Genomic DNA, 22,713 nt, shown 5'->3' with positions numbered 1-22,713 from the left:
CTGCGCATCGGGAGTCGTTTCATGAAAAGTGACTGGATGAGAAAAATCGGCTTAAACTTTTATCCGAAAAACGGCATGAAAGTAAATGGTACGCCTCTCCAGCTTCGGAAAGCAGCACTTGAAATTATCGGTAAGGATCAAGTGGAAGGGGTACGTATCGCTGATATTGATGCAAATGGCAATATTATTCGGGGATCTGAAGCAATTTACAATGCGGATTTCGTCTGTATTGCAGGCGGCCTATATCCGCTAGCAGAGCTTGCTGCTGTTGCCGGATGCCCGTTTCAATACATTCCTGAACTTGGCGGCCACGTACCTCATCATTCAGAAGCGATGGAAACCCCTCTGGATGGGCTATTTGTCGCTGGTAATATTACTGGCATCGAAAGCGGAAAAATTGCCATGGCCCAAGGGACAACGGCTGGATTATCTATCGCTAAACATGCCGGAAAAGGACTCGGCACAATCGATCAGAAACTACAACAAGCAATACAAAATGTCTGGACAATTCGCAAACAGGCTGCAATCCAATTCAATCCTGAGATTGATAGTGGCAGAAGCAAAATGAACGAACTTTGGGAACGTCTCTATTCAAATAACAAGGCCTCTAAAAAAATTGTATAAGTCTATTTGGAAAAAGGACATGGATAGAGGAGGGCGCTTGCCCTCCTCTATCTTAAATGTACGGTGCAATTATATAATTCTAAATCCCAACCATTCTCTAATTGAATAAGTTTCGTTAAGGACGTATTTTTCGGGGATTCTAACATATGTAATTGAGGTACCAATTTCTTTAGAAGATGTTTAATAAATGCACCATGACTAACAATTAATATATTCTTGTTATCATGTTTAGATACAATCTCTTCAATGACCGAAAGACCTCTCGCTATAACACTATCAGTACCCTCAATCCCTAAATCCAGCTCTCTCCAATTCTTTCCCCATTTTAAAATTCTCTCTTCTTCCGTTGTCCCTTCAATTTGCCCTCCGCCTGCTTCACGAAGTCTAGCTTCCAAATAAAGAGGGATATTCGAAATTTCCCCTCCAATAATCTCAGCAGTTTGCTTTGCTCTTAATAGATCACTAGAATATATGAAATCCCAATTCTCCTTACGCAAACGCTCTGCTAGTTTATATGCATCTACTATTCCAGCTTGATCAAGGGAAATATCTGAACTCCCCTGTGCTCTTCCTTCTTTATTCCACGGTGTACTCCCGTGACGAATGATCCCTATTCTAGTCATGTGAAAACCTCCAAATTATGAAAAATGAACTTAGTTCGAAGTATTATTCCTCTTTCTAAGCTCATCTCGTATATCTTTTAAATACTCATTTCGTTCTCTCATTCTCTTTAATACAGTTAACATAACACATACTACAAAGGCTGCTGCTGCGACATAGAAAACAAGTCCTAATATTGAAAAAATACTATATAAAGCCGTCCCAGATTCCATATCTCTGTCCCCCTATTTTAAGTAGATGGAGTAACCCATACTTCATACATCAATTTATCGCCAAGCCAAACTGTATCCGTATGAACATGAAATCGTTGAACACTTGCCAAACGAAAAGCCAAAACATAGGCAACTTTCTCGTCTGGAGTTGTATATCCATCAAAAACTCCCGCATACATATTGTTACTGATAGAGCCTCTCCACTCTTCAGCTTCCCATAGCGTGTCAAAAACCATGTAATCTTGCCGACAATCCGGTTTATGCCAACGAATGCTCATAGAGACCCCTCCGATGAATACTGATATTTTATTGCTTAAAAGATTTCTTCCCTTTACTTTTCTCATATCGATAATGAAAATAATAGAGAAGTACGATTGCTAAAATCCCTACTCCAATCGACATGTATAAAGGCCCTGACCGCTTCCATGCCCAGATGTTCTCGCCCACCTAAAAGAAAGGGGTTTAAGGGGTTTATTTACTTAGTTTTCTATTCTCACATAAGGACTTCCTTGCAAAAGCAGCTCCATAAATTTTTCTTTCTCTTTTGGCATTGTAATCATATGTACTTCAAAATTATTACCGTACGTAATTTCTAAATTTCTCTTACTTTTTCCAACAAACCGGATTGCTCGAATACTTACAAGCGGAATTTTCTTCTTTGTTAACCAATGCCCTGTTACGAGCTCATCATTAACGATTTTATGTTGAAACACAAATATTTCAGAAATAGAAATAATCTCGACAGCTAGAAATAATATTCCTACCACAAGTCCTGCTAGCCACCCCTTTTCATTCAGCGTGAATGATATAATAGGAGAGATTACGACAAGTAGCAGCATAATAACAGTAAACAGTATCATAATTGGATTCTTTTTCACGTGAAATTCCATTTCCATCACCTCTTATCCATATTATACCATTTATTGTTAGTAAATTCAGAAAAAAAGAAGCGCCCTAATATACGCTTCTTTCCTTCCATTCTCTCGCTAACATACTATACACCGCAATGTCGTGAAAATGATCATATAACCATTCGCCATCACGCATAATTCCATCTAAGTGAAAACCAAGTCGTTCTGGAATTGCACGGCTCTTTACATTTTCTGCTCCGCAGTGAATTTCAACTTTATTTAATTGTAATTCTTCAAAAGCATAACGAAGTACAATCTCTACACTTCGCGTCATAATACCTTTTCCACTTGCTTCTTCCGCAAGATAATACCCAAGACTTGCCGCTTTCTTTCCCCAATTCACCGGATGCATACCAACCATCCCAACGAGTTTTCCTTTATACCGTATACCTGTTTGAAAACCATTTCCATCTGCGAATTGATGCAACCACATTGGAAAGATTTCATTGTATACTTCAGCTGTTTTCGTGCGATCGACCCACGGAAGCCATTCTCGTAAATATTCTCGGTTGCTGTCCACTAATTTGTACAGCTCATCTTTATGATGTTTTTCTAACAATTGTAGTTCGATTTCTTCATCGACTCTTAGTGTAAACATTTCTAAATCCCCTTTTTATTTTCTTATTATTCTAACACTTTAATTTGTAAATTGTTAATAAAAATTACAGATTTATACTACTTTTTTTAACACGTAATGTAAAAAATCCCGATGAAAGAAGAACACCGCTAATTACCAAAATCATTCCGAGTACTTGTGCCGCAGTTATATTTACACCATTTAGAAAAGAAATCATCATCGTTACAACTGGAACTAAGTTAAAGAACAATGATGTTTTTGCGGCCCCAATTTGAGCCACCCCGTTATTCCACCATAAATAGCCGAATACACTTGTTCCAATAGCCATAAATAAGATGGAAAGCCAGGCGAATAGAGGAATATCCATAATAGGCACTATATTTTTCTGTAAAGAAGAAACGCAGAGAAAAGCAATTGCTCCGACAATCATCGTATATGTCGTTGTGTGCATAGGACTTCCACTTTTAATAAGCTTTCTACTTAATACACTATATAATCCCCAGCAAACATTACCCAATAAAATAAACAAATCTCCTATGGAAAAAGATAAATTCTGTATAATAGAGAATGGCCCTTGTGTAATAACAAGTATTACACCAATAAATCCAAATGCCATTCCGATTACTTGCCTTCTCACTATTTTTTCTTGTAAAATCAGCCTCGCTAATATTGTCGTAACAAGTGGATTCGTAGCCATAATGAGTGAGCCATTTATAGCCTCTGTACTTTTCATTCCTAAAAAGAAACAGAAATTAAACCCAAATACACCAACTATCCCAAGTAACATGTAGTAACCAATATTCTGTTTACACTCTTCCAACTTCAAATTTTTCCTGATAAACTAAAATACTTAACATAACAAACGCCGCTATGCCGAAACGCCACGCAGCAATGTGAGCAGTTGAAAAATATTGTACTGCATATTTGGAAACGTTAAATGTTCCACCAGTAAATAATGCAAATCCAAACAACTGTAAATACACTTTATTTTTCATCATCGTCCTCCAAGTGCTTTTCTCCTAAAAAATCATGATAAATCTCTAATTTTTGTTCTGTAAGTTGAATTACCCGTTCTAATTGTTTCTTTTGAACTTCTATCTTTTTTAAATGACCTTTTAAAATGGAAATGCGCTTTTTTATTTTCGAAGATACGTCTTCTTTCCTTTGCTTAATTTCTTCTAAAATACAACCGTCACTTGCAAACTCTGCAATTTCCTCTAATGACATTCCCGTTTGTTTTAAAGAATATAGAAATTGTAAAAACTGCACATCTCCATCTGTATATTGACGAATACCGCGATTTCGTTTTGGCGGCGACACTAATCCTAACTTTTCATAATAACGAAGTGTATGAATGCTCATTCCTGTTAACTCTGCGACTTTGCCAATTGTATACATCATATCTCCCCCTTAATTTCCACAATTTCATCTTACAACCTAGAGTTAACTCTAGGTCAATAATAAAAAAGGTTGTCTAAAAAATTCATTTTTAGAACAACCTTTTTTATTATTCATATGTGAGCTCAATAAGTACATGCACCTATCAAGACTATAATAACTGTTTAAAAGCGAAGTCAATTTTCAAATTAACTAGCCTTTGCTGCACATTTCTTCCCTTCCACTTTTCTTACTGCGCAACCTAATTTTATAAAACTATTCCCTCATCTACAAATCACGTATTACGCAAAATACATATAAAGATTTTTATTTTTCACATACAAAAAAGACGTGCATCTCTACACGTCTTTTTCATTTTCTTATTTCTTCTCCGCTACTTGCACTTCTTTTACGTAAGCAGCTTCAAACTTTTGAATATCACCAGCGCCCATAAAAATAAGTACGCCGTTTTTATGTTTCTTTAATACTTCTGTCGTCATAACTGTAACCAGCTCTGCACCATCAATGCGTTGCTGCAAGTCTTGAATTGTTAATTCTCCTCTATTTTCACGCGCAGAACCGAAAATATCACATAAATATACTTGATCTGCCTTACGTAAGCTTTCTGCAAATTCATCTAAGAATTTTTGTGTTCTAGAGAATGTATGTGGCTGAAATACTGCTACGATTTCACGTTCTGGATGTTTTTGACGAGCTGCTTCAATTGTCACGGTAATTTCTGTTGGGTGATGTGCGTAATCGTCAATAATTACTTGCTCACCTACTACCTTTTCGTTGAAACGACGCTTTACGCCGCCAAATGTTGTTAACTGCTGTTTCACAACTTCGACATCAATGTTTTCATAATGACAAAGAGCAATAACTGCTAATGCATTTAGTACGCTATGATTGCCGTAACCTGTAATGTCAAACGTCCCATAATACGTATTACGAACAAAGACATCAAATCCAGTGCCATCTGTTCGTTTTTGAATGTTACGTGCCTGGAAATCATTATCTTCGCCAAATCCATAGAAAATAACTGGTACTTTCGCATGAATCTTTTGAAGTTCTTCATCATCACCGCACGCAATAATCCCTTTCTTCACTTGCAGCGCCATCTCTTGAAACGCACTAAATACATCATTAATGTCCGCAAAGTAATCTGGGTGATCAAAATCAATATTTGTCATAATTGCGTAATCTGGATGATATGACAAGAAATGACGGCGATATTCACACGCTTCAAATACAAAATACTTACTATCCTCTACTCCCATTCCTGTTCCATCACCAATTAAACAAGATGTAGGGCTCGCTCCTTGCATCACGTGAGATAACAATCCTGTCGTTGATGTTTTTCCGTGAGCACCAGTTACAGCAATGCTCGTATACTTGCTCATAAAATCACCTAAAAAGTGATGGTAGCGATAAATAGGCAAGTTTAGTTCTTTTGCAGCTTCAATTTCCTCATGCGTATCTGGAAATGCATTTCCTGCAATAATCACTTGTCCTTCTTCAATATTCTTCTTATCAAAAGGTAGGATAGAAATCCCACGATTTTCCAACGCTGTTTGCGTAAAAAAACGTTTGTCTACATCAGAACCTTGAACAGTGTGCTTCATATCATGTAAAATTTGCGCTAAAGCACTCATCCCTGTCCCTTTAATTCCTACAAAATGGTAAACTGTCATCTTAAAGAACCTCCAACATTTCGAACTATTCCAACGGTCTATCTATAAGACAGTATATGATTTTCTTCTTATTTTGGTAATCATCACGGATTTCTTATAATCACGTCCAAGCTTCCGTATAAGTCCATAACAAACTTATTATAGCAAAAAACAATCCGTTATACTATGATAACAGAAAAACTGATAGGGTCAATTCCCTACCAGTTTTTCCGTTTATTCTACTGTTTAAAATTAGTTATTTCCCGCCTTAACATTCAGAGAGAAATAAAGAAGATTGGCGGAGGTGAAGAATCCCCGCGCTGATGGGAATTTCACTTTATTCCGCGTCTCCTCTTGCTTGTAATTGAACTCGTTCTAAACGCGGATTTGGACGATATTTACGTCCTGCTTTTGCTTCTGGTTTTCCGTTTAATTCTACGTTATCACCTGTGAAGCCAATGTTCATTTTTAATAAACTGCTGCCGACACCATAAATATCAACAGGAACATTTTGTGCTTCAAACTCACGAATTCGTTTTTCATCAAAGCCGCCGCTTACTACGATATTCACGTGCTGGAATCCTTCGTCATCTAATGCTTTGCGAAGTGCAAAAATAAGAGATGGATTCACACCGCGCGGGTCAAATGTGCCAAGTACTTCTGGGTGACGAATGAAGTATTGATCAATCATCGTGCGAGATGTATCTACACGTACTCCCTTTAGTTCTGATCCGAACTCACGAGCAACACGAAGTGCATCTGTAATTACATCGTTATTGTAATCGATTAGTACGACTAGCTCATCTTCTGGAAACTTTTTATGATATGCTTTTGCCGCTTCTACAACATCACCATTAAACATTTGAATTAAAGCGTGAGGCATTGTTCCCATTCCGCTTCTGCCCCACCATTCATTCATTGCATGCGTTGCTTGTGCGCTCATGCCGCCGATATAAGCAGCATAACCATCGCCCGCTTGTTGCGTATAATGATCATCACGGTCGCCCATGAAAATAACAGGCTTCTCTTTCTGAACGCTGCGCGCAGCTTGTACAACGTTATATACATTTGTTGCCACAGAAGTGCGGCGTCCTAAAATACCATCAATGACACCTTCTAAATAGCCGAAATACTCATACGGTCCGCGAATCGTTAATACCGTTTCAAACGGACTTACTTTATCTCCATCTTTTAAAGAGTGAATTTCAAGCTCTTCAGGATGCTCCGCAAATGTTTGTAATAAAGCAAGCACTTCATCTGTTCCACATAATACAGCATGTTCCTTTTGGAAAAATTGCATTGTCACAACGCTTCCAGCTCGAAATTCTTTAATAATATCACGAGTTTTTAAGAAATAAACCGCTGAAAACCATCCTTCGCCAACGCGCTCATCAAACTTGAACGTCTTATTTGTCAGTCGCTTTATTTCACCTTGTAATTTTAGTTCGATTTCTTTCATGTCGCTATACTCCCTACTTTACTATCCAACGTTTTCTCTTAGTATACAGCAAAACCTTTTCTTATACATGTATATCCTGCATCGCAGCAAATTCATCTTCTGTAATGAGGACATCTCTTGGTTTTGTTCCGCGTGCTTCAGAAATAATCCCTTGCGCTTCCATTTCTTCAATAAGACGAGCGGCACGGTTATAACCAATACGGAATCTTCTCTGCACAGAAGACGTGGACGCTCCCCCTTGTTCCACAACAAATTGACATGCCTCAAAAAACAGCTCATCCTCAGACTCTTGTTGTTCTGTTTTTGCCAATAAGTCTTCTTGCTGGAATAAATAATTTGGCTTCATTTGACGTTTCGCATGCGCAACAGACTTTTCAATTTCCTCATCTGAAACGTATACCCCCTGCACACGAACCGGTTTTGACGTTCCATTATCTAAAAACAACATATCGCCGCGTCCAAGTAATTTCTCAGCTCCGCCAATATCAATTATTGTACGAGAGTCTACTTGCGATGACACTGTAAAAGCAATTCGCGTTGGAATATTTGATTTAATTAATCCTGTAATTACATCTACAGATGGACGCTGCGTCGCTACTAATAAATGAATTCCACAAGCTCTTGCTTTTTGAGCAATGCGGCAAATCGCTTCTTCTACATCCCCTGGTGCAACCATCATTAAATCAGCTAACTCATCAATCACAATGACGATATACGGCAACGTTTCCCCTGGAATTTCTTGTTCATTCATAATTGTATTGTAACGTGGTAAATCACGCGCACCTGCATGCGCAAACAATTCATAACGGCGTTCCATTTCATCTACTGCCCACTTTAAGGCTGCCGTTGCTGCTTTTACATCCGTAATAACCGGTGTAACAAGGTGCGGTACAGAATTATACGGTGCAAGTTCCACCATCTTCGGATCAATTAACATCAGCTTTACTTCATGTGGCTTCGCCTTATATAAAATACTTGTTAAAATTGCATTAATACATACGCTTTTTCCTGATCCTGTCGACCCAGCAATTAAACCGTGCGGCATTTTTCGAATATCCGTAACAATCGGTGTTCCTGAAATATCAAGACCAAGTGCGACTGTAAGTGGTGATTCACTTTTCGTAAAGACTGGACTTCGTAAAATTTCTCGAAGGAATACGGCTTTACTTTCTTTATTTGGCACTTCAATTCCAACCGCATTTTTACCCGGAATTGGCGCTTCAATTCGAATATCACGAGCAGCTAAGTTCAGTTTAATATCATCACTTAAGTTCGTAATTTTATTTACTTTTACACCAGGCTCTGGCTGCACTTCAAACCGAGTAACAGCTGGCCCTTGCGTTACATTCACAACTTTTGCACCAATATGGAAATTATGGAATGTCGTATTTAACAACTCTTTTTGTTCCTCTAACCATTCAGCGGCATTTGTCGCCGGGTGACTTGGAACATTTAAAAGTGTTAATGGCGGAAACTCGTATGTTGGCGGCGCTTGTAAAACATTACGAACATCTTGCGCTGTTTCTGCAACAACTCGGTGCGTCATTTCTTCTTGCACTGGCTGCTTTTCTACTGGTGGCTCAATATTTTGTTTTTGCTCAATCACTTGTTGCGTATGAGCGGGTTGCGCCGCCATTGCTACACGACGTTTTTCTTCTAACATACGTTTATCTTGTTTCAACATCACCACATTAAACGGAACGAAACGCTTTTTCTCACGTTTTGGTTCTTCAATCACCTTTTGTTTTTGCTCCATTTTCACTTCCGGTTGTTTCCTAGCTACATCTTGCGTTTCTTCTATTCGTACATTTGCAAAGCTTTGTACAGCTTGCTGTGTTTGCTCATCAGCTTGAACAAATTCTGCCGTTTGTTCTTGAGTGAAACCTTCTGCTTCTGGTACTTCATCAAACTCTTTGGCAACCGCTTCTTCTGTTTCCACGGATACTTCAGCTTCAAATGTTTCTTCTTTCGCAGTAAATTCTTCTATCTCTGAAAATTCCTCTGCTACAGATGTTTCCTCTTGAATAACAGATTCTTCTACGATTAAAATTTCTTCTTGCATATCAGAGTCTTCCATTGCTGAAGATGTTTCTACCACTAGCTCAAAATCTTTATCTTCTATAGCGGATTCTTCTATCTCCGCTGATTCCTCTGCTTCCACTGGCGCTTCTTCCATAACCGGTTCTTCTGTTATGAAAGATACTTCACTCATTACTTCTTCCAGTAATTCCTCTTCAGTTGACTCTTCTATCTCCGCTGATTCCTCTACTTCCACTGGCGCTTCTTCCATAACTGGTTCTTCTGTTATGAGAGATACTTCACTCATTACTTCTCCCAGTAATTCTTCTTCAGTTGACTCTTCTATCTCCGCTGATTCCTCTGCTTCCACTGGCGCTTCTTCCATAACTGGTTCTTCTGTTATGAGAGATACTTCACTCATTACTTCTCCCAGTAATTCCTCTTCAGTTGGCCCTTCCATCTCCGCAGATTCCTCTGCTTCCACTGGCGCTTCTTCCATAACTGGTTCTTCTGTTATGAAAGATACTTCACTCATTACTTCTTCCAGTAATTTTCTTCAGTTGACTTTTCTATCTCTGCTGATTCCTCTGCTTCCGCTGGCGCTTCTTCCATAACTGGTTCTTCTGTTATGAAAGATACTTCACTCATTACTTCTTCCAGTAATTCCTCTTCAGTTGGCTCTTCCATCTCCGCAGATTCCTCTGCTTCCACTGGCGCTTCTTCCATAACTGGTTCTTCTGTTATGAAAGATACTTCACTCATTACTTCTTCCAGTAATTTCTCTTCAGTTGGCTCTTCCATCTCCGCAGATTCCTCTGCTTCCACTGGCGCTTCTTCCATAACTGGTTCTTCTGTTATGAAAGATACTTCGCTCATTACTTCTTCAGTAACAGACTCTTCTATTCTCTCAATTTCTTCATTCATTTCAAAGCTTGTCTCTATAACAGTAGGTTTTTGTCCTTCACTTTCAAATATATGAATTTGCTGAGTAAAATCTTCATTTCGTACGATAACATCTTCAGACATATCCAGCTGTTCTTCTTCATGGTTATGTAACGTTGCTCCATTTTTCTCTAGCCACGTATCCACAATCGATTTGCTACTTTCTGTTTGCTCTGCATCCGCTTTGACAATGGTAGGTTCAGCTTGATTTTGTTCTGTTAATCCATCTTGTGATAAACCCGAACTTATATAGCCATTCTTCTCTAACCACGCATCAACAACTGATTTTCCCTCCATTGATATTTCAATATCTTCTTGCTGCTGTTGGTTACTTTCCTCATTTGCTTTTTGTCTTGGTTCTGGACGGTTATATCCAAAAATGGGCGAAACCATTTCTGATGGACGGAACGGTCTTCGATTACTTTCATCTCTAGAAGTAGATTTTACCTTCTCAATACTTGGTTCCATATATGTCATTTCTTGCACTTCTTCTACTCGTCTTGATCGGTGCTGTTCTCTGATCGGTCTTTCTTGTATAGCTGGCTTTTCTAGACGAAATGGTTCCTGCGTACTCTCGTCAAATCCATCATCAGGAATTAACGGAAAACGGAATTTACCACCCGAATATGACTTGGACGTTTGCAGCTCATCTTGTCGTTTATTAGAGTAGTAGTTTACACGAGGGATCTGAGAAGTAACTTTTTTCTCTGCAGGTGTTTCTATTGCTCTTAATGCTGGCGCTTCATTTTCTTCCTCTTTTTTAAAAAGCTTTTTCATCCAATCTAACATGCTTACCACTCTTTCTACTAAATAGTAACACCCTTTATTGTATCAGCATTCAGCAAAAAGTGCAGATGAAATTACTTTCATTTCATTTACAGAAAAATAAAAAACATTATTAAATAAAAACTGCTCCATATGAAAACTCCCGCCACTTATCTCCTCTGGATCTTGAAGTGGGGTTTTCTTGCCCATTTTCCTATAAGATGGAGCTAAGAAAAAATTTACCCTTTACTCACTCGATAACTCTCAACACTATCTGCCACACTTTGCAGCAAAGAACGTAAATAATTCACATCTGATAGTTTTCTATCTTCTTCCGGATTTGACATAAACCCTAGTTCTAACAAAACTCCTGGTACCTCAGCCCAGTTAAACCCAGACAAATCATCACGAAATTTAATTCCATTTACTTGTATATTGCTATTTTCCTTCACTTTATTCACAATGAACTCAGAAGCGGTTAAACTCTCTCGATAAATGTTTTTTGTAAAAGCATTCTCTCTTGACGGCGTTAACACTGCAAACCCCTTTTCTGCTGCACTTTCCGAACCATCTGCATGAATTCGTAAAAACAAATTCGCATGATGCTCATTAGCAATTGCTGCCCGTTCTTTATTACTTATATCCACATCGTGCGTCGTTCTTGTCATGACCACTTCAATGCCTTTTGCCTCTAACATCTCTTTTAATAGAACAGCAGCTTCTAGGTTTAGTTCGTACTCTCGTTTTTTCGTTACAACTCCTGTCGTTCCATCTGTTACTTTATACTTTTGTTTCGTTGCCCCTGGGCCAATTGGCTCTAATTCCAAATTCGCTTTTCGTTGATGACCTGGATCAATACATACAATGAACTTTGTTTTTTCCCTGGCAGGAGCAGGTGCTGGCTCTTCTTTCACTTGCTCAGCTTTCGTTTCATTGTTTTGTACAGGATTTTCAACATGAGGAGACTTCTTTTCCTCTTGCTTAGTTGATGTTTTAGCAGCTTCCTTCGTACATCCTATCATACAAAGTGCAGCTATCATCATTACAAAAACCTTTTTTATGTACTTCATATTATCTTCCTATCTATGAAAAGAATTTCTTATTTGCTCTATGATTTCCTCTACATGATTCGCAATACAAGCAGGATTCCAAGTACTCATCCCCCGCTCTGCAGTATACACATGTAAATTCTGTATATCTACAAAAACAGGATCACCAAGATCCGTATCATACCCAATCACAAACCAGCTTTCTTGCCAATTTCCTTCTCTTGCTCCTACTAATGAATTTCCTTTCTTATCATACCGGTAACCAATTTGCCCACCTTCAAATTCTTGTTTATGAAATAGGTAAATTTCTAACGCTTGCAATTCAATATCATGAATACGAGAAGTTTGAATGAGTTGAAACAGTTCGTAAACTTTTGGATGCTGCATCATACAGTATACCTCTTTTCATATTTTTCTAGATTTTACCTAATTTAATCTAGAAATACAATTATTTTCCTGAATAAAACAAAAACCCTTTTCTTTTTAGGATGAGCGAGAGCATCTGGACATACATGGAAGTAACTTATCTGTTAAAAAATCCAAATGGATGTATATATTCCAAAAAAAGAGCCTATACATAAGAAAAAGTCCGTCTCCCGGACCTTTTCAATACATTTGCGTACAAGCTTTCTCCATATGTTTACGTTTAGGATTAAAGTCACTCTCCCATATTTGTGTATCGCGGTTGTAAAGCGTGTCGAACATTGTTAAAGAGTCTTTATATTGCGTCGAATCGCCGATATATTTTAAAGAATGGTCGATATATTGTGAGAATCGCCAATATATCGATGGATATACAAAAAGAAAAGCTAACCACAAAAGGTACTTACGTGCCTTTTGTAGTCAGCTCTATTTTTTACAATCATATATTTAAAACTTAAACTCTTGTCCAACTTCGTAGCTGTCTTCAAGTACAAGAATTCCTTTTTCTTGCGGAGCATCTGGAAGCTCTAATTCACGTGCTGAGCAAATCATGCCGGAAGATGGAATGCCGCGAAGCTCTGCTGGTTTAATTAACATACCACTTGGCATTACTGCACCGATTTTCGCAACAACTACTTTTTGGCCTGCATCAACGTTTGGTGCACCGCATACGATTTGTAATGTTTCTGTACCAACTTCTACTTTACACACATTTAATTTATCCGCATTTGGATGCTTTTCTTTTTCTGCTACGTAACCAACAACAAATTTTGGAGAAAGATCCGCTTCTACTTTTTCTGTAAAATCGTTCTTCGCTAAAATTTCATTGATCTTTTCAACAAGCTCTTTCGTTAATGTAAGATTACCTGTTTCTGTTATTTCCATATAAGAAGAAGCATTAAAAATGTTAAATCCTGCTGTTACATTGCTTTCGCGATCGAAAACGCGTGCTACATCTCCAATACGTTCAAATGTGCGGTTTTCTAATGTAATATCTTGCAGGGCAACAATTAGTGTATCCCCAATACCTTCAAGGTTATAAAAAACGTTCACTTTGTTCATCCTTTCTCTTTTTCACTTCGTTCCTTCCGATTTTTCGCCAAAATAAAGATTGGTTCGAAATTACCATCTTCATATACGAATGAAAGTGATGTAATCGGAACATGACCTTCTGCAAAAAACTTCATTGTCATTTGTGCAATAATATCATAACCGATTTTGTCCACGATATCAGCAACAATTAATACATCTTGGTGCGGAACCGCAACAACCATATCACCTGAAATTTGTTTACGCATCTCTCGTAATAATGAATCGTTTAAAATACGGCTTGCATCATACCCGTCATTTGTATTTAAGAAATAAAACGTATTTCCAGCGACCTCATCTCGTTTAAAATCAGTGCGTAAAGAGCGCACATTGAACAATGCCATTTCACGCACTTGTTCTTCTGTCATCCCGATTTGCTCCAGCAAACGCTGATCAATAAGGCGGTATGTTTTATCTGAATCTAATGCATAGTAAATACGTGTTTCTGCTGTATGTTCCGTCATGACAAACGGATTTCCTTTTTCTGCTTCTTTCGGAAAAGAAGTTGAACGGATAACAGGCAAAATTTTCGCCGTACTCGCTACTTCTTTATGCATCGCAACGAGGGCTTCTTCTACGTAATAGACAACTTCTTCAATTGCCTTCTCTTTCTTTACCTCCCACTTCGCTACAATACCTGGAAGAGAAACTGTAATTCCCTTTTTCGTATTTGTTTGCTCAATGCGAAGTGTTTCCTTTTCACTATCGTACTGAAAGCTCCACTCTGCCCTTGCAAGGCGCTTCATTAATTCGTCTTTCATCTTTTTACTCGTCATTTTCATATTGTTTACCTCCCTTCCGAAAAAAACAACCTCCACATATGAAGATAGAGGTTGTTTTTCGCATTCTAATTAACTGGAAACAGCTTACCCCGCATTAACGGACAGTAACCCCCGCTCAAGATTCAAAGAAGATAGGCGGGGGATAACTTTCCGTAAAAGCCCGATTGGTTCAACTAACCATCAGTGGAGATGAAAAAATCCCCACTGATGGAAGTTTCACTTTATTTTAAACCTTCAATGAACTCTTCAATTTGCTCTTGTGTTTTACGATCTTTGTTTACGTAGCGGCCAATTTCTTCTCCCTTATTGTAAGCGACAAAGCTTGGAATACCAAATACGTCTAATTTGATGCATAAATCGATGTACTCATCGCGGTCTACATAATAGAAAGAGAACTCGCTATATTTTTCTTCCACTTCTGGCATAAATGGATCGATAAAGCGGCAATCTGGACACCAATCTGCTGAGAATAAAAAGATCACTTTCTCTTCGTTTTTCAATTCTTGAAATTGCTCCATACTTTCTAATGATTTCATTTATATTTCCTCCCTAAAAAGAAGTATGTATTTACTAATTTAATCTTCCTTTATGTAAGTCGCTGCCATGCACATTAAAACATGTCCTGTACTCGCTTGCTCCCTTTGTTTTAATCCTAGCATGTGGCAGAAAAAGGATCTGCCCGCTTCTACACATGGCCAGATGCTCTTGCCAACTTAACAAAGAAAGAGGGTTTTTATGTCGTTTTTTTAATTTGTATTTATATACTACCATACATGAGGTACGGTGCAAGGTTTATGCTTTGTTTCTGTCATACATATATTGTCCAACCAATAGCTTCACAACATGCACAAACAAGTCCGTCCGATCTACATAATTGTTTGTAAAAATACCGATTGCTCCTTCATTACTGCGGATGTCACGTTGCTTCGTATAGTCTTCCATCACTTCACTTAATTCTTTTCCTTCTTCAAGAGGCTGAATAAACTCATCTGGCAATTTCATACGTGCTCCGCCTGCGGTAAATAGCTTACCTTCTTTCGTTGCTAAAGCACCCCAGTTACACATAAACAAGCCATGGTCTGTATGCATTACGCCGCCTTCTAAACCAATTCCAATATCCGCTTTCCCTTCTGTTAATGCTAATTTTGCCCGGTTACTTGCACCTTGCAGCGTTTCTTCATCAGAAAATGGCTGTGCTGACACATGAGACGGGACAGACAATGAAACAATTTCTGCTTCTGTAAGTACTTGCTGAACCGCATTTACTTTCACTTTGTTTTTTGATCCAACTGCTACTTTCATGTTTTCACCTCAAAATTTAAAAAGAAAAGGCCGCATTCGGCCTTTCCATATTAAACATTTTCTTTAATTGTTTCAAATGTTGTTTTATCTGTTGCTTTTACTAATTGAATCAGCAATTCTTTCGCTGCTGCATAATCATCAATATGTAAAATCGAAGCATGTGTATGAATGTAACGAGCACATACACCAATCACAGCAGATGGTACACCAGAGTTACTTGTATGTACGCGTCCTGCATCTGTACCGCCTTGTGATACGAAGTATTGATACGGAATGTTATGTGTTTCCGCTGTATCTAAAATAAATTCACGAATGCCGCGGTGTGTTACCATAGAACGATCATACAAGCGAAGTACAGCACCTTTTCCAATTTGACCAAACTGTGTTTTATCTCCTGATGCATCGTTCGCTGGTCCTGCATCTAACGCGTAGAAAATATCAGGCTGAATCATATTCGCAGCTGTTTGTGCACCGCGAAGGCCAACTTCTTCTTGTACAGTTGCACCAGAATATAGTGTATTTGGCAATTTTTCATCTTTTAACTCTTTCAATAACTCAATCGCAAGGCCGCAGCCATAACGGTTATCCCAAGCTTTTGCCATAATTTTTTTTGGATTTGCCATCGGTGTAAACGGACAAATTGGCACAATTTGCTGACCAGGTTTCACACCAATTTCATGTGCTTCTTCACGGCTATCTGCACCAATATCAATTAACATGTTTTTTATATCCATTGGTCTGTTACGTTGTTCATCACTTAATAAGTGCGGAGGAACAGACCCTACTACCCCGATAATCGGACCGTTGTCTGTCATAATTTGTACACGCTGTGCTAGTAATACTTGGCTCCACCAGCCACCTAATGTTTGAAAACGAACCATTCCGTTTTTTGTAATTTGCGTTACCATAAAGCCAACTTCATCCATATGACCAGCTACAAGAACACGCGGGCCATTTTCGTCACCCTTCTTTAAACCGAAGATACTCCCTAAACGATCTTGTACAATTTCATCTGAATATTTGCTCAGTTCTTGCTTCATAAAGCGACGCACATCATGCTCAAATCCTGAAGCACCTTGCAGCTCTGTTAACGTACGAAATAGTTCCATTGTCTCTTTATTCATCGCGGTATCCTTCCTTCAATCCAGTAATAGAATCACTCTTTTCATTGTAACGAAATTTTCGAAATCTTTCTAGTTTCTTCTTTTTTTATGTAATTTGATTTATACTTATAAGGAGAAACTTTAATAAGGTAGAGGTGAATGTATGAACTGGAAAAGCTTATTAGCGGGTGTTGGTTTAGGATTTGCAGCTGGGTATGTTGTTGCAAACAAAGTACAAGAACAGTCCCACATTTCTTCTGAAAAAGCATTAAGAATGGTGAAACAAGCATTAAGTCATAAGGGTGAAATTACAGGTTCTTGGGTACATATGGTTCCCGAGACGTTTGAAAAATATGATGTTACTTACGATGTATACCGCGGCGGTATTACAACATTATTACACGATGTACAAGAACGATTTGAATTTTTAGTAGATGCAAAAACAGGTACAATCTTAGAAGTAAAAGTTGCTTAATATATAAATCCAAATTAAAAAACCGGCATAAAACCTTTCTTTTTAGATGGGCGAGAGCATCTGGCCATACATAGAAGCGGTCAGGGCCTTTTTCTGCCACATGCGAAGTTCAAACAAAAGGAGAAAGCAAGTAACAGACTCCTTTTGTTTCTACATAACAGCAATCTATCTGTCAAAAAATCAAAATGGATTTATATAGAAAGGGTGCAGATTTATTTCTGCACCCTTTTACTTATAACATCAATGTATCAACGGAAAGTCTTTATATATTGGCAAGTTTACAATATACGACATGAATCTACGGTTATATTCTTTCAATAATTGTAGCCGTTGACATCCCATGTCCGATACAAATCGTAAGTAAGCCGTATTTTCCGTTTCTTCTTTCTAATTCATGAAGCAGGGATGTCATCAATTTCACGCCTGTTGCTCCAAGCGGATGTCCTAATGCGATGGCACCGCCGTTCACATTTACTTTATGTAAATCTGCTTCCAGTTCTTTTTGCCATGCAAGAACAACAGAAGCAAATGCTTCGTTAATTTCTACTACGTCCATATCATGAATTGTTAAGTTTGATTTTTGCAGTACTTTTTTTGTCGCTGGAATGACGCCGTCCAGCATCATTGTCGGATCTGAACCAACAACAACTTGATTCACAATCCGCGCCCGCGCTTTCAGCCCTAATTCTTTCGCTTTTTCGCTATCCATTAACAAAATAGCCGCTGCTCCGTCACTAATTTGACTCGCATTCCCTGCTGTAATCGATCCGTCCTCTTTAAATACAGTTTTTAAATTGGCTAATGCTTCAAGAGAAGTGTCTGCTCTTGGTCCTTCATCATTTATAACAAGTATTGCATTGCCTTCTTTATCTATCCCATTTACTGGGACAATTTCCCGCTTAAAGTATCCCGCTTCTATTGCCTGTAGTGCGCGCTGATGGCTTTCATAGGCATAGTTATCTAGCTGCTCTCTTGTAATTCCATATTTTTCAGCAATCATTTCTGCTGATACACCTTGATGTACAAATTCATATTTTGCATGAAGACTACTCGGAATTGTATTCGCATTGCCATCACTTAAAATTGGTACTTTTGTCATATGCTCAACACCAGCAGCAATGGTAATATCCATATCACCAGATTTAATTTCTTGCGCCGCAAAATGGATCGCTTGTTGCCCCGAACCGCAAAGACGGTTAATTGTTACGGCAGGAACTGTAATTGGAAAATTTGCCTCTAAAGCAGAAAGTCTACCAATATTAAAACCTTGCTCAGCAATTGGTGTCACACAGCCCATGACAATATCTTCTACCATTTCTTTTTCTATATTTGCACGCTTTGTCACTTCATTCAGTGCAACTGCTGCAAGTTGCACTGGATGGAGTTCACGAAACGCACCGTTTCTTTTTCCAACTGGCGTACGTACCGCTTCAACAATTACAACTTCTCGGTTCATATTCTCTCTCCTACTTTCCCTTTTTCATAATGATAGAACCCTTTTCCTGTTTTCCTTCCAAGATGTCCTGCTTCTACAAGTTTTACAAGTGTTTGCGGAGCACGGAATCTATCACCAAACGCTTCACTTAAGCCTTGACTTGCAAATAGCATCGTATCTAACCCAACATAATCCGCTAACTCAAATGGCCCCATCGGATAGTTCAAGCCAAGTTTAATCGCCTTATCAATTTCCTCTTTACTTCCTATCCCTTCTTCATACATACGCATACACTCTAACAAATGCACCGCAACCGCCCTCGAGGTAACAAACCCTTGCATGTCTTTCACAACAACGGTTTCTTTTCCAATCTCTTCTGCTAAATCTTTCACTATTTGTATTGTATGTTCCGCTGTATCAACTCCTCTCACAATTTCAATCAGTTTCATAACAGGTGCTGGATTAAACCAATGCATCCCTAACACTTTCTCTGAGCGATTTGTCGCACTTGCAATCGCCGTTACACTTAATTCAGATGTATTTGTCGCAAGAATAGTCGACTCGGAAGCATAGCTATCTAGCTGTTTAAAAATCTCTTTTTTCAACTGCAAATTTTCAGGAGCAGCTTCAATAATAAGCTCTACATCTTTACATACTTCTTCTAGCGTTATAGTAGACATGATATTCGCAAGCACTTGCTCTTTCTCTTCTTCGCTCATCCGCCCAGCCTTCACAAAACGTTCTAGGCTTGTTGTAATCCCTTTATATGCTTTTTGTATACTTTCTTCTGAGACATCATACATTTTTACGCACTTTCCGCCCATCGCTAATGCCTGAACAATACCACTTCCCATAATCCCAGCACCGATCACCGCAATATTTTGAATCATCATTTTCCTCCCCTTTCATTACAAACCCATACTTTTCGCAATAATATTTTTCATAACTTCATTTGTCCCCGCATAAATAGCGCTTACTGGAATGTCTCGGTATCTTCTTGCAATCTCGTATTCTTCCATATACCCATACCCGCCGTGCAGCTGCATACACTCTGCCGCCACCTTCTTTGCAATAGCTGTTATCCACCACTTTGCCATCGACACTTTCGTCACAATATTTTCGCCTTGCATATGCGCTGTAATACATTCATTCACAAATGTGCGGCCAATTTCAATTTCTGTATACATTTCGGCAAGTCTAAATTGGACAGTTTGAAAATCACTTATACTCTTCCCAAATGCTTTTCGTTCTTTTACATAGTCCTTTGTTAAACACAGCATCACTTCCGCTGCTGTTATTGCCGCAATTGCAACAATGAGGCGTTCTTGCTGTAATTTATCCATTAAATAGTAGAAACCTTTTCCTTCTTCTCCTAGCAAATTAGAAACAGGAACTTTCACATCTTCAAAAATAAGTTCGGCTGTATCTTGGCTATGCAATCCAACTTTTTCGAGTTTTTTTCCTCTCTTGAACCCTTCCATTCCTCTTTCTAAAACGAGTAAACTAATCCCTTTATGCGCCGGTTTTACAGTTGTATCTGTCTTACAAACAACAACGACTAAATCCGCATGAATACCGTTTGTAATAAATATTTTTTCACCATTCACTACATAATGATCGCCTTCTTTGCGTGCCGCCATACGAATACTAGCTAAATCAGAACCTGCTCCCGGTTCTGTCATCGCAATGGCGGTAATATATTCACCGCTCACACACTTTGGAAGCCAGCGCCTCTTTTGTTCTTCTGTTCCATATGCCGTCAAATACGGAACGACAATATCATTATGTAAACCAATTCCTACTAAACTTGAACCAACCTTTTCTAGCTCTTCATTAATTACTACAGAGTATCCGAAATCAGCTTCAGCTCCGCCATACCTCTCTTCTACCATTGGACAAAGAAAGCCGTTCTCTCCCATCTTCCTCCAGAGGGACCGCGGAATGATACCATCTTTCTCCCATTGGTTATAGTGGGGGTACGCTTCCTTTTCTAAAAATTTACGAAAAGCATCACGAAAAATGTGATGCTCCTCCTCTAAATAGGCATGCTTCATCGTATTTTTTTCACCTCTGTCCCTTGATTACGTAAAATAAACTTTTGAATTTTCCCGCTTGCATTTCTCGGCAGCTGCTCGGTAAATACATACCTACGTGGGCGTTTATAATCAGCGAGTTTATCGCTTTGTTTACAATATTCATCGAGCATTTCTTCTGTAAGCGACCCGTCTTTTGAAACAACGTACGCAACGACGCGCTGCCCCCACAGGTCATCCTTCTCCCCCAATACCGCAACATCTAACACACCTTCATACGTGTACAAAAAGTCCTCTACCTCGCGTGGGTATATATTCTCTCCGCCGCTTACGACCATATCATCAACGCGATCGGCTACATATAAATATCCATCTTTATCTACATAGCCTAAATCTCCTGAATGATACCATCCTTTATATAAAGCCTTTTCCGTCGCTTCTTGCTTGTTGTGATACCCCGCCATCACACATGGGCCTCTCATAATAATTTCTCCAATTTCATATGGAGGTAACACATCATCCGGCTCAGACGGTCCATCATCGCTCGGACGAACAATGCGAATTTCATGATTATACCCAGCCTTTCCTGCTGAACCAACTTTCGAAAGCTGCTCATGCTCCCTTAAAAATGCAACGGCTGGTCCCATCTCCGTCATTCCGTAAGCTTGTACGAGCGAAACCTTCAGCTTTTCATCGCAAGCTTTGACAAGTGCAGGTGCCATCGAAGCAGCTCCGTATAGACCGTATTGAAGCGATGATAAATCATACTGCGCTAAATCTTCCTGCAGCAGCATATTCCACATCGTCGGTGCCGCAAACATAACCGTCACCTTTTCATTTTGAATTGTCTCCAAGACAAGCTTTGCATCAAAATGATGAAGAATGATATTTGTCGCACCGCTATGTACCCTCGGAATAAAACAACAATGAAGCTCGGCACAATGAAACATCGGCGCTGTCACAAGGCCGCGGCTATTTTCCGTGTAATGTAAATAAGCAACGCCCATTAAGCTTTGATCAAGAATTTCCCGGTGGCGATGGAGCACACCTTTTGGATGCCCTGTCGTTCCGCTTGTATACATAATGGAACAAATGTCATCCTCTTTTACTTCTATTTTTTCGAAATGCGGCGTAGCATTTGCTATTTTTTCTTCATAAGAAATAGCAAATGATGGCTGATCTTGATTGATGTACCAGAACTGAATGTGAGGAAATTGTGTATGAATGCTTTGTACTTGGGAGGATAGTTGCTGTTCAAAAAGTACGATTTTAGGAGAAGCATCTTCTAATATATAGGTAAGTTCTTGTGGTTTTAATCGAAAGTTGATGGGATTAAATATAGCTCCTATTTTTGCACAAGCAAAATACGTTGTCGCCAGCGCGCTGCCATTAAAAAGAAATGTCGAAACGCAGTCGCCTTTTCGGATTCCGCTTTGTTGAAACGCATGAGCGAGTTTATTTACCTGTTCATTCCACTCTGCATACGTCCAGCAAATCTGTTTTTCAGGCTCAACAATCGCTTCCTTATTCGGGTAATTTCCAGTCGTTAATTCCAGTAGTTTCCCAATAGTCATATACACGACATCTTCCCCCCTATTCATTAAAACGCTTTCATTTTTTAAGCTATCTTCCTTTAAAAACAAGATAACTTGGGGATTATTATAACAATTTTCAGAACACTTTACAGGTGAATCTTTCGACAAATAAAGACAACTACAATTCGCTTTGATAGTTAAAAACAGATAAACAAATAGCATTTGACTTGTTCATCAAATGCTTCGTTAAGAAAGAGTTTTAACTCGTATTTATATATAAACAATCCTTGATAAACAAACTCTGAAC

22 protein-coding genes and 2 pseudogenes are annotated in these 22,713 nt (G+C 38.7%); 2 read left to right on the top strand and 22 right to left on the bottom strand.

The genetic code is table 11. The features are described 5' to 3' along the window. Positions 1 to 624, top strand: a pseudogene (locus WAZ07_RS00745) (NAD(P)/FAD-dependent oxidoreductase); the annotation flags it as partial. A 47-nt stretch (positions 625 to 671) separates the two neighbouring features. Here the strand turns inward: WAZ07_RS00745 and WAZ07_RS00740 are convergent. From WAZ07_RS00740 to WAZ07_RS00660, 18 genes and pseudogenes are all read right to left on the bottom strand, one after another. Then, the gene (locus WAZ07_RS00740; protein WP_336470935.1) at positions 672 to 1,247 is read right to left on the bottom strand and encodes a histidine phosphatase family protein; all 576 of its coding nucleotides are present in this window, start codon (positions 1,245 to 1,247) and stop codon (positions 672 to 674) included. A gap of 30 nt (positions 1,248 to 1,277) precedes the next feature. Further along, entirely contained in the window at positions 1,278 to 1,457 is a 180-nt protein-coding gene (locus WAZ07_RS00735; protein ID WP_336470934.1) for a hypothetical protein, read from the bottom strand. Positions 1,458 to 1,474: 17 nt separating this feature from the next. Beyond that, on the bottom strand, positions 1,475 to 1,735 hold the full coding sequence (locus tag WAZ07_RS00730) for a hypothetical protein (protein ID WP_336470933.1): 261 nt from the start codon (positions 1,733 to 1,735) through the stop codon (positions 1,475 to 1,477). A gap of 201 nt (positions 1,736 to 1,936) precedes the next feature. Next, on the bottom strand, positions 1,937 to 2,347 hold the full coding sequence (locus tag WAZ07_RS00725) for a PH domain-containing protein (protein WP_336470932.1): 411 nt from the start codon (positions 2,345 to 2,347) through the stop codon (positions 1,937 to 1,939). A gap of 64 nt (positions 2,348 to 2,411) precedes the next feature. Further along, entirely contained in the window at positions 2,412 to 2,966 is a 555-nt protein-coding gene (locus tag WAZ07_RS00720) for a GNAT family N-acetyltransferase (protein ID WP_336470931.1), read from the bottom strand. Positions 2,967 to 3,030: 64 nt separating this feature from the next. Further along, positions 3,031 to 3,940, bottom strand: a pseudogene (locus WAZ07_RS00715) (DMT family transporter). Next, positions 3,930 to 4,343, bottom strand: coding sequence for a MerR family transcriptional regulator (locus tag WAZ07_RS00710; RefSeq protein WP_336471399.1), 414 nt, complete (start codon positions 4,341 to 4,343; stop codon positions 3,930 to 3,932). Before WAZ07_RS00710 ends, WAZ07_RS00715 begins: the two are co-directional and overlap by 11 nt. Positions 4,344 to 4,702: 359 nt before the next feature. Further along, positions 4,703 to 6,016 (bottom strand): UDP-N-acetylmuramate--L-alanine ligase, encoded by a 1,314-nt coding sequence (murC, locus tag WAZ07_RS00705; RefSeq protein WP_336470930.1) that lies wholly within the window; start codon positions 6,014 to 6,016, stop codon positions 4,703 to 4,705. Positions 6,017 to 6,332: 316 nt separating this feature from the next. Then, the gene (locus WAZ07_RS00700; RefSeq protein WP_090920548.1) at positions 6,333 to 7,454 is read right to left on the bottom strand and encodes a nicotinate phosphoribosyltransferase; all 1,122 of its coding nucleotides are present in this window, start codon (positions 7,452 to 7,454) and stop codon (positions 6,333 to 6,335) included. Between the two features lie 61 nt (positions 7,455 to 7,515). Further along, entirely contained in the window at positions 7,516 to 10,008 is a 2,493-nt protein-coding gene (locus tag WAZ07_RS00695; RefSeq protein WP_413788866.1) for a DNA translocase FtsK, read from the bottom strand. Next, positions 10,008 to 11,204 carry a hypothetical protein gene (locus tag WAZ07_RS26165; RefSeq protein ID WP_413788865.1) on the bottom strand — a complete coding sequence of 399 codons (1,197 nt, stop codon included), beginning with the start codon at positions 11,202 to 11,204 and terminating at the stop codon, positions 10,008 to 10,010. Before WAZ07_RS26165 ends, WAZ07_RS00695 begins: the two co-directional genes overlap by 1 nt. Positions 11,205 to 11,419: 215 nt before the next feature. Then, positions 11,420 to 12,250 (bottom strand): N-acetylmuramoyl-L-alanine amidase family protein, encoded by an 831-nt coding sequence (locus tag WAZ07_RS00690; protein ID WP_336470929.1) that lies wholly within the window; start codon positions 12,248 to 12,250, stop codon positions 11,420 to 11,422. A 9-nt stretch (positions 12,251 to 12,259) separates the two neighbouring features. Then, entirely contained in the window at positions 12,260 to 12,619 is a 360-nt protein-coding gene (locus WAZ07_RS00685) for a thiamine transporter (protein ID WP_336470928.1), read from the bottom strand. A 480-nt stretch (positions 12,620 to 13,099) separates the two neighbouring features. Beyond that, positions 13,100 to 13,714 (bottom strand): YtpR family tRNA-binding protein, encoded by a 615-nt coding sequence (gene ytpR / locus WAZ07_RS00680; RefSeq protein WP_090918901.1) that lies wholly within the window; start codon positions 13,712 to 13,714, stop codon positions 13,100 to 13,102. Then, positions 13,711 to 14,523 (bottom strand): DUF1444 domain-containing protein, encoded by an 813-nt coding sequence (locus WAZ07_RS00675; RefSeq protein ID WP_336470927.1) that lies wholly within the window; start codon positions 14,521 to 14,523, stop codon positions 13,711 to 13,713. The genes ytpR and WAZ07_RS00675 overlap by 4 nt, the downstream gene beginning before the upstream one ends. A gap of 221 nt (positions 14,524 to 14,744) precedes the next feature. Next, on the bottom strand, positions 14,745 to 15,059 hold the full coding sequence (locus WAZ07_RS00670) for a thioredoxin family protein (RefSeq protein ID WP_090918897.1): 315 nt from the start codon (positions 15,057 to 15,059) through the stop codon (positions 14,745 to 14,747). A 256-nt stretch (positions 15,060 to 15,315) separates the two neighbouring features. After that, entirely contained in the window at positions 15,316 to 15,825 is a 510-nt protein-coding gene (locus WAZ07_RS00665; RefSeq protein WP_336470926.1) for a DUF84 family protein, read from the bottom strand. A gap of 50 nt (positions 15,826 to 15,875) precedes the next feature. After that, complete coding sequence (locus WAZ07_RS00660) at positions 15,876 to 16,949, bottom strand: M42 family metallopeptidase (protein ID WP_090918893.1); 1,074 nt, start codon at positions 16,947 to 16,949, stop codon at positions 15,876 to 15,878. 142 nt (positions 16,950 to 17,091) lie between these two features. On the opposite strand from WAZ07_RS00660, the gene WAZ07_RS00655 reads away from it, so the two are divergent. Continuing rightward, positions 17,092 to 17,403 (top strand): PepSY domain-containing protein, encoded by a 312-nt coding sequence (locus WAZ07_RS00655; RefSeq protein ID WP_336470925.1) that lies wholly within the window; start codon positions 17,092 to 17,094, stop codon positions 17,401 to 17,403. Positions 17,404 to 17,707: 304 nt separating this feature from the next. On the opposite strand, the gene WAZ07_RS00650 is transcribed toward WAZ07_RS00655, so the two are convergent. From WAZ07_RS00650 to WAZ07_RS00635, 4 genes are read right to left on the bottom strand one after another with little or no spacing between them, the layout of a single operon-like run. Next, the gene (locus WAZ07_RS00650; protein ID WP_336470924.1) at positions 17,708 to 18,859 is read right to left on the bottom strand and encodes a thiolase family protein; all 1,152 of its coding nucleotides are present in this window, start codon (positions 18,857 to 18,859) and stop codon (positions 17,708 to 17,710) included. Then, on the bottom strand, positions 18,856 to 19,728 hold the full coding sequence (locus tag WAZ07_RS00645; protein WP_336471398.1) for a 3-hydroxyacyl-CoA dehydrogenase family protein: 873 nt from the start codon (positions 19,726 to 19,728) through the stop codon (positions 18,856 to 18,858). The genes WAZ07_RS00650 and WAZ07_RS00645 overlap by 4 nt, the downstream gene beginning before the upstream one ends. A gap of 18 nt (positions 19,729 to 19,746) precedes the next feature. Beyond that, positions 19,747 to 20,892 (bottom strand): acyl-CoA dehydrogenase family protein, encoded by a 1,146-nt coding sequence (locus tag WAZ07_RS00640; RefSeq protein WP_336470923.1) that lies wholly within the window; start codon positions 20,890 to 20,892, stop codon positions 19,747 to 19,749. Then, entirely contained in the window at positions 20,889 to 22,451 is a 1,563-nt protein-coding gene (locus WAZ07_RS00635; protein ID WP_336470922.1) for a fatty acid--CoA ligase, read from the bottom strand. The genes WAZ07_RS00640 and WAZ07_RS00635 overlap by 4 nt, the downstream gene beginning before the upstream one ends. Positions 22,452 to 22,713: the final 262 nt, after the last annotated feature.

It is taken from the genome of Bacillus bruguierae (genome assembly GCF_037104725.1).
Lineage (GTDB): Bacteria > Bacillota > Bacilli > Bacillales > Bacillaceae_G > Bacillus_A > Bacillus_A bruguierae.
Note: the sequence above shows the minus strand (reverse complement) of the source record. Positions and strands in the feature narration are given on the sequence as shown.